Source organism: Streptococcus suis, from assembly GCF_002964045.1.
GTDB lineage: Bacteria > Bacillota > Bacilli > Lactobacillales > Streptococcaceae > Streptococcus > Streptococcus suis_U.
The window spans coordinates 1-8,310 of sequence record NZ_POPB01000440.1 but is presented as its reverse complement, the minus strand read 5'-3'; the positions used below and the strand labels follow the sequence as shown (position 1 = coordinate 8,310).

6 protein-coding genes are annotated in these 8,310 nt (G+C 37.1%); 1 reads left to right on the top strand and 5 read right to left on the bottom strand.

Going from position 1 to position 8,310, the window contains the following annotated elements:
• Positions 1-269 precede the first annotated feature (269 nt).
• The 5 genes from C1E99_RS11290 to C1E99_RS11270 are packed head-to-tail and all read right to left on the bottom strand — an operon-like array spanning position 270 to position 7,706.
• Positions 270-1,088 (bottom strand): carbohydrate ABC transporter permease, encoded by an 819-nt coding sequence (locus tag C1E99_RS11290; protein WP_419580080.1) that lies wholly within the window; start codon positions 1,086-1,088, stop codon positions 270-272.
• A gap of 10 nt (positions 1,089-1,098) precedes the next feature.
• The gene (locus C1E99_RS11285) at positions 1,099-1,995 is read right to left on the bottom strand and encodes a carbohydrate ABC transporter permease (protein ID WP_105207607.1); all 897 of its coding nucleotides are present in this window, start codon (positions 1,993-1,995) and stop codon (positions 1,099-1,101) included.
• A gap of 10 nt (positions 1,996-2,005) precedes the next feature.
• Positions 2,006-3,268 carry an ABC transporter substrate-binding protein gene (locus C1E99_RS11280; protein WP_105207606.1) on the bottom strand — a complete coding sequence of 421 codons (1,263 nt, stop codon included), beginning with the start codon at positions 3,266-3,268 and terminating at the stop codon, positions 2,006-2,008.
• 24 nt (positions 3,269-3,292) lie between these two features.
• Entirely contained in the window at positions 3,293-5,485 is a 2,193-nt protein-coding gene (locus C1E99_RS11275) for an alpha-galactosidase (RefSeq protein ID WP_105207605.1), read from the bottom strand.
• Positions 5,472-7,706: an alpha-galactosidase gene (locus C1E99_RS11270; protein ID WP_105207604.1), complete on the bottom strand. Its 2,235-nt coding sequence runs from the start codon at positions 7,704-7,706 to the stop codon at positions 5,472-5,474. The genes C1E99_RS11275 and C1E99_RS11270 overlap by 14 nt, the downstream gene beginning before the upstream one ends.
• Before the next feature lie 115 nt (positions 7,707-7,821).
• Between C1E99_RS11270 and C1E99_RS11265 the strand changes: the two genes are divergently transcribed.
• Positions 7,822-8,202: an AraC family ligand binding domain-containing protein gene (locus C1E99_RS11265; protein WP_105207603.1), complete on the top strand. Its 381-nt coding sequence runs from the start codon at positions 7,822-7,824 to the stop codon at positions 8,200-8,202.
• The last annotated feature ends 108 nt before the right edge of the window (positions 8,203-8,310 follow it).

Here is an 8,310-nt window from a genome sequence, read left to right as displayed (position 1 = left end):
GAGGCTTATTTGCCATGGAAGGAAAAAATTAAGAGAGCATGTAAATAGAAAAAGGTTCCAGAGTCGATAGGACTTTGGAGCCTTTTCAATATACTTTGTTATTGGGCGGTTACAACTTTTCCTAGAAACGGCGTTATTAATTCTTCAACCCCAAACTAGCAGTAATCAATATTACTTCATAATACATACCTATTTATAGAATTCTTACTCCAATTTGATTTAAAAAAGGATTCCGTATCAATTTATCCCTATGGGGAATCCATTTTTCCTTACAGCTTACCACCGCTTGTTGCAATCCCTTCAATAAATTGTTTTTGGAAAATGATAAATAAAACAATCATCGGCCAAATAGCTAATAAAGACCCTGCCATCAGCTGCGGATAGTTGGTTGAATACTGTCCTTGTAAATTGGCTAAACCAGCAGCTAAATTCATCTTATCAATAGATGTATTCACTATCAATGGCCACATTAAATCTTTAAAAGCAAATAAAGCTGTAAAAATGGATAAAGCAATCAAACCTGATCGTGCTAGAGGAAGCATGATTTTAAAGAAGATTGTCCAGATATTTGCACCATCCAAGTAGGCCGCTTCTTCAAGTTCTTTTGGTAAGCCAAGAAAAAATTGTCTAAGTAAAAACGTACCAAATGCACTGACGATTCCTGGAACAACAAGTGCCGGAACCGTATTTAGTAATCCTATTTTTTGAACAAGTAGATATTGAGGAGTGATAAAAATTGAACCTGGAATCATCATTTGGACCACGACTATTCCAAAAAATATTCTTTTCCCGGGGAACTCCAAGCGCGCTGTTGCATATGCAGCCATTGCCGAAAAAAGAACCGATCCTGCCACACGTCCAACAACCATCAAAAATGTATTGAAGTAAAAGGCCATAAAAGGGAGTAAATTTAATACTTCAGTATAGTTCGAAACTTGAACAGTTTTAGGAAAGATTGTTGGCGGAATTGCTGTAGCTTCTTGTAGTGTTTTCCCTGAAGTTAGTAACATCCATAGGAAGGGTAAGATCATACTAAGTGCTCCAAATGAAAGAATAAGATGTACTAACCATTGCTTTCTCTTCATCATATTATTCCTTTCAATAATGTACCCACATTTTTTGAAGTTTCATCTGTACAGCAGTAATCACAAGTATAATCAACAAGAGAAAAACTACTATCGCAGAACCATATCCTTTATCATTTAAAATAAAGGAATGTTTATAAAATAAGTAAGCAAGTGATTGGGTTTTATACATTGCCTCGCTTGACGGGGGCATCATCATAAAAATCACATCGAATACTTGAAAAGAATTAATCACTGTTGTTACAACAACAAAAAATAAGGTAGGTGTAACCAGCGGCAACGTAATACTGGTAAATTGTTTCCATTTACTCGCCCCATCAATTTCCGCTGATTCATAGAAATCTTTTGGAATTTCTTGAAGTCCCGCTAGCAGCAAAACCATATTATAACCTATGGCACTCCATACCCCCACAATGATAATTGAATAGATAGCTATAGAAGGATCACTCAACCATCCTGGTCCCGTAAACCCAAATTTTGACAAGAGATTATTGATTAAGCCGAATTGACTGTTGAACATCCATTTCCAAATCATTGCTACTGCTGAAGGTGCTGCCACTACTGGTAAAAAATACAATGTTCGATAAAAAGAGACCCCTTTTATTTTTTGATTCATCATTACAGCAACAAGTAATGAAAAAATAATAATCAGTGGGATGGAAACCAGAGCGTAAACAAGGGTATTGTACAATGATTGAAACACTTCCTTATCCTGTAATAGCTTGTGATAATTGGCTAATCCAACCCACTCTGTTTTGCCAAAACCTATTGTTTTTTGAAAACTCAAAATAGCAGTTTGAATTGCTGGCCAAATGTTAAGGAATATCAAACCAAGGGCGGTAGGGAATATAAGGATATATCCCCACCAAACTTCCTCAGCTTTGTACTTACCAAGCATCTTTTTTTTCATTCGTTTTCTCCTATTCTGCCAGAATTTGATTTACTCCTTCTGCAATCTCTTTTAGTCCTTCTTTGACCGTTTTTTTCCCATCAAAAACATCATTCATAACCTCTTTTTCTAAAGTTTCTGTTTTTAGTCCATATTTATTATACGGTCTAGGAACTCCGTATTCGATCATATCAACAAATGGTTGTAAATCGAATTCTTGAATGGACTGTACCCATTCCCCGCCTAGACCTTTGTAGGCTGGAATAGAGACTCCTTCTTCTGCTTGAATTTTATTCGCCTTCTCACTAGCTAAGAATTTCATCAATTTTTTTACTTCTTCTGGATGCTTAGTATTAGCACTAGCAGCCCACGCCAATCCATTTGTTACGGTTGCTCGCACCTTTCCTTTAGGAAGTACCGCAACTGCCGCATTTTTCTTGGTGTATTCATTGTTCAACATATTTGTTGCATGCCAGTTCCCTTCAATAATCATGGCGACTTTTCCTGCTTGGAACCGTGCAATTCGATTGGTTTCCTGAAGTTCTTTGACAGTTGGTGAGACACGGTCTACATTAATTAAATCAGTATAAAACTGCATGGTCTCAGCGACAGCTTCACTATTTAGCTCTGATTTTGTCTGATCATCACTATAGACCTTACCTTCATTTTGGAAAATAAATGGCCAATAACCTGTTTCCGGTGCGTTTTCAGCAGCGAAACCATAAATCCCTTTTGAAGTGTCCGTTAGCTTAATTGCAGCTTGACGAAAATCTTCCCATGTCCAGTTCTCATCTGGATAGGCAACACCAGCTTGGTCAAATAACTCTTTATTATACCAAAGCCCAACTGTAGAAGTATCTTTGGGAATTCCATATAAACTTCCATTATATGTGTAAAAATCAGCAATCCCTTCAGTGTAATTTGTCAGATCTACATCCTTAGACTCCACCAACTCATCCAGATTCATTAACATACCAGCAGACATATACTTATTTGATTCTGTAGAGTGCATGGTCACAACATCTGCCATATTTCCACCTGTTGTGGCTGCTTCTAATTTTAACCAGTATTGATCCCACGGTGTGGTCTCCATCTTTACTTCAATCGTTGGATTTTCCTTTTCAAACTCATCTAAAACTTTTCGTAATCCCGTTGCTTGATCCGTGTCCCAGCTCGCATAGGTAAGAATCGTTTTGTCACTATCAGCATTCTTTGTGCCACATGCTGCCAACAATGCTGCAGTACCAGCTACCACCATAATTGATTTCAAAAAAATCTTGAAACTTTTGCGCATTTTCCTTTTCCTCCTTAGGATATGTTAGTTTATTTTTTTAAAATGATAATAAGTTGATGCGAAATCTTTTTTCTGAATTGGTAGGTAAAGTCCAATATTCCTTAACTCGTCACCACCATAACATTGCAGGCTTCTCTGCTCCTCATAGATTCCGTCTAAATCTAGTTCTTCTAATCGTAAGGTTTCTAAAATTGGTTGAGCATGGGACAAAATCTGGAATACAAATACAACTGCTTCTGATGCATCTTGATTTGTAAACATCCAGGCGCACCTATTACCATCAAATGGACTAAGTAAGCGCGTAAAACGACCATATTGTATGAGTTCCCTAATCTCCTTATACTGATTGATTTGAGAACAAATCAGATTCTTTTCATCTTCTGTCAAGGCTGTCAAATCTAACTCATAGCCAAATACTGCTCCCATCGATACATATCCTCTTGTATCCAATGGCGTGACACGGCCTGTTTGATGATTAGGAACCGCAGAAACGTGAGAAGTCATCACAGATGGTGGATAGATAAGTGAGGTACCATACTGGATAGCTAGACGCGCCACTGCATCCGTATTATCACTGGTCCAGGATTGAGGCATGTAATAGGCAAATCCCATATCGAATCGACCACCTCCTCCCGAGCACCCTTCCCATAAAATTGTTGGGTACTTAGTTGTTAAATATTCCAAGACTTCGTATAGGCCCAGGACATATCTATGGGACGTTTCCGCTTGCTTGTGAGGTGGTAACTCAAGTGAATAAACATCTGATAAGTGTCGGTTCATATCCCATTTAATATAGTCAATAAAGCCTTGATCCAATAGCTTCTCCATCTGGGAAATAATATTTTTTCGGACTTGTTCCTGTCCCATATCCAAAACGAACTGCTGTCTTGATGGGAGGGCTTCCCTATTTGGAATCTTCATCAAGAACTCAGGGTGCCTGCGGTACAGGTCTGAATCAATCGAAATCATTTCTGGCTCAAACCACAAGCCAAATTTCATCCCTGCCTCTTTCACGTAAGAAGCAATTCCTGCTAACCCACTATTACCAAGTTTTCTCTTATTCTCAAACCAATCCCCAAGAGAGCGATCATCCTCGTCTCTCTGACCAAACCATCCATCATCAAGCACAAACATTTCAATACCCAATTTTTTAGCTTCTTGAATGATTGATTTTATTTTTTCCTCATTAAAATCAAAATAAGTAGCTTCCCAATTATTAACCAAAATCGGTCGTTGAAGGTCACGATGCGGCCCACGAGCTATTCTCTTTGTAATTAAGCTATGGAAAGTCTGGCTCATCTTATTTAATCCTTTGTCTGAATAGACTAAGATTGCCTCTGGTGTTTGAAAAGATTCCGAAGGAGATAATTCCCACGAAAACATTTCTTCATTGATACCAACTACCAATCGCACTTGATCAAGCTGGTCTTTTTCAAGTTCGAGAGCATGATTACCTGAGTAGATTAAACCAACACCATATGCATCTCCTGAATGCTCAGTCGTCTCCTTTGATACTAGTACCATGGAATTATTCATTTGATGACTGGTTGTTCCACGACGGCTCATAAATCTCATCTGGCCATGTTGAAGTTTTTGTCTTTCCATCTGGCGTTCATGAGCATGTGCTCCGGGAAAGCTAATGACCTCGAAAGATCGCGCCGAAAAATCCAAAGATAGTGAAGCTAGTTTTTCAATTTGGATAGGTTTATTGCTTTGATTTACCATCCTAGCAGATCGTGCAATCACATTTCTGTCAGAAAAAATAGTATAGTATAAATACAATCCTAAACTAGCTTCAGAATCTTCTAAATAAATAATTAGAGTTTCTGCCTCCTCTTCCTGATCTACATAGGTTTGAGGTAGACCTTTTAAATGAGGTTTTCCTTTTACGATTTCATAACTAGAGTATCTAAAACGAGTCGCTAAGCTCCCATTTTCTTGGCGAACTATAACAGAGGGCAGTCGATAATCCCCTTCACCTGTTCCGCTATATTCTCTCAAAATAGTATCCAACGAATAGTCTCTTGCTTTACTATTTGCTAAATTTCCTGAAAAGGCACGATCAACTCTTGGTTGCTTACGGTGGCCATGATAATTCTTAACTTTTTTACCAAAATATAAATGACTAAGAATTTTTCCTTCTTCTATCGAAAAAATATAGGAAATTTCATTATTATTTAAATGAAAAATTCCATTCTCAACATTAATCAACTCCATCTTTTTCCCTTCCTTCATCATTTAATAAGTATTCTTTGAAATATTGAACTGTTGATTGTCCATCACCTTTCATTTTTGGAAAATAAAGCAATCCCATTTCAATTAATTCAGAGCCCATATAGAGTTTCCCAGTATCCATTTCCTTATAGATTTTATCACTATCTAACCCTCTCAACCTCATACGCTTAATCGGTGGTTGTGCTTCAATCACTGAATAGAAGGTAAATAATAAAAATTCTGTTTTTTCCGGATTTACAAACATAATTGCTGATGTATTGTTATGAAAGGGACTGATTAGACGATAAAAATCACCGAATTGGATTAGCTTCCTATGTCGTTTATAAAATAGAATCGTCGATCGTATCTCTAACTTTTCAACTTCAGAAAGTTTAGATACATCTAATTCATATCCAAATACACAACTCATTGCTACATCACTGCGAAATCTGAGACTACTTTCCCTCCCAGTTTGATGATTTGGCGATGCAGATACGTGCCCTGTAAAGCTTGACACTGGATAAGCTAGACTGGTTCCATATTGAATTTTTACTCTTGCAATACTATCCGTATTATCTGAAGTCCAGATTTGTGGCATATAACTTAAAATTCCAAGATCAAAGCGACCACCTCCACCTGCGCAACCTTCCATTAGCATCTCAGGATACCTCGTCTGTAACTTATCCATGAAATCATACAACCCTAAAACATATCTATGAGACACTTCACCTTGCTTTTCAGCATCTTGGGCATTAGAATACACATCCGAAACATGCCTACACATATCCCATTTGATATAATCAAGTTGCAAGTTATCTATTACTTGACACATTTGGTTAAAGATATTTTCACGGACATCTTGCCTACTAAAATCCAACTGATATTGTCTTCTTGACGGGTAAGCTGGACGATTCGGGGCTTCAAGTAGAAAATCAGGATGATTGCGATATAGTTCAGAATCTTTTGAGATGGCCTCTGGTTCAAACCACATTCCAAATTTCATTCCCTTTTTATGCACGTATTCACTTAATGATTTCAAACCTTTTGACAGTTTTCCTTTGTATTCTACCCAATCCCCCAAAGAAGAATTATCGCTATCACGATGACCAAACCAGCCATCGTCTAGCACGAACATCTCTATTCCCAAATCAGAAGCCTCATCAATAAGCTTCTCTAACTGTTCACTTGTAAAATCAAAATATGTTGCCTCCCAATTATTTATCAATATAGGACGCTCTTTATTTTTAAAATCCTGTCTGATTATTCTTGAATTGATAAAATCATGATGTGTCTGACTAAGGCCATTTAATCCAGTATCGGAATAACTAAGTAAAACTTCTGGAGAGAAAAATGTTTCATTTGCTTCCAACAACCAATTAAAATTATAGTCATTAATACCGGCTAGAATTCTCAACTGCTCAAATTGATCTTTTTCTACCGTCATCTGAAAGTTGCCTGAATAAATTAAGTGAAAACCATAAGCTTTTCCAACTTCTTCATCTGTATGTGGCTCTAGTAAGCAAATATATGGATTCATCTGATGACTGGAAGCAACACGCCTACTTTCGATTCTGTGAACCCCTTGAGTAATAGAATTTCGACAAATCATACGCTCCCCAGCATGTTTACCTGGTAGCGTGATTAATTCATAGTCTTCCGCTAACAAATCCAATTGGAAAGAAGCAAAGTTTTGTAGACGAATCCTCCTCTCCGAACAATTCTTCACACATGCTGATCTAGCAATGACTGCATCTTTGTCAAAAATAGTATAATTTAATTGGATTTCAACATCGAGTACAGTATCATATAGAATAATTTCCAAAGTAAGGGCTTCTTCTTTTTGTTGCACCTTTGACTGTGGCAAACCTTTTATTTTTTTCACACCAGGAAAGATACGGTACGATCGATAACGAAAATCACTGATCATTGCCCCCTTATCCGATACAAGTTCAAGTGCAGATACTCTATAATCTCCCGCACCAGCGGAAGAATATTCTTGTGGCAAGGTATCCTTTGAAAATATACTCTCATTCGTTCTCGGTAGATGAGGTGCATAGCCTCGTTCTAAACGTGGATACCAATTGGAATCACCAATAAATTGTATGCGCTTTCCAAAATAGATATGAGAAAGAACTCCTCCTTGTTCAACCTGCATCACATAGGATATCTTTTCATTATACAAATGAAATTGCTTCGTTTTAACATCAAATACGATATTCTTCATCTTCCCACCTCTTTTCAACTACTACTATATCTGTTTTCTTACTTTTGAAAAAGACTATTTTGTTTGTACAATTCGACTTTTTGTGACATAATAAGTTTTATAGAGAGGTGAAAAAATGCAACAAATGTTACATCACTATCATAATAATATTTTACAACTTGATGATGTCTATTTTTCATTTTGTGGAGTTTCAATTACCCAACCTGGTCACAGTTTTGGACCGGCTATCCGAAACGACTTTCTCATACATATAGTTATTGATGGTGAGGGGACGCTTCTATCAGATAACCAGTTATACCATTTGAAAGCTAATCAAGGATTTCTAATTGAACCTAAAGTACCTAATTTCTATCAATCAAGCAACACAAATCCCTGGAAGTATTTATGGATTGGATTCAATGGTGAAAAAGTCCCTGATCTACTTCAAAAAATAGGACTCTCCAGTGTGATATACTCCCCTTATAGTGGACAGCGAAAAAACAAAAATTTTTACTAGAAACTATGAGGGGAGTTTTATTATGTCCAAAAGAAGTCCAAAATCTGTCTCTGAGAAACTAGAAATTGTTCTACTGCACTTGGAAGCTGGGAAAGCACTTAGATGGTT

Excerpts from the sequence above, each read along its gene's own strand:
- C1E99_RS11265 (WP_105207603.1), top strand. The coding sequence starts at position 7,822 with ATGCAACAAATGTTACATCACTATCATAATAATATTTTACAACTTGAT.
- C1E99_RS11275 (WP_105207605.1), bottom strand. The coding sequence starts at position 5,485 with ATGGAGTTGATTAATGTTGAGAATGGAATTTTTCATTTAAATAATAAT.
- C1E99_RS11290 (WP_419580080.1), bottom strand. The coding sequence starts at position 1,088 with ATGATGAAGAGAAAGCAATGGTTAGTACATCTTATTCTTTCATTTGGA.
- C1E99_RS11270 (WP_105207604.1), bottom strand. The coding sequence starts at position 7,706 with ATGAAGAATATCGTATTTGATGTTAAAACGAAGCAATTTCATTTGTAT.
- C1E99_RS11285 (WP_105207607.1), bottom strand. The coding sequence starts at position 1,995 with ATGAAAAAAAAGATGCTTGGTAAGTACAAAGCTGAGGAAGTTTGGTGG.
- C1E99_RS11280 (WP_105207606.1), bottom strand. The coding sequence starts at position 3,268 with ATGCGCAAAAGTTTCAAGATTTTTTTGAAATCAATTATGGTGGTAGCT.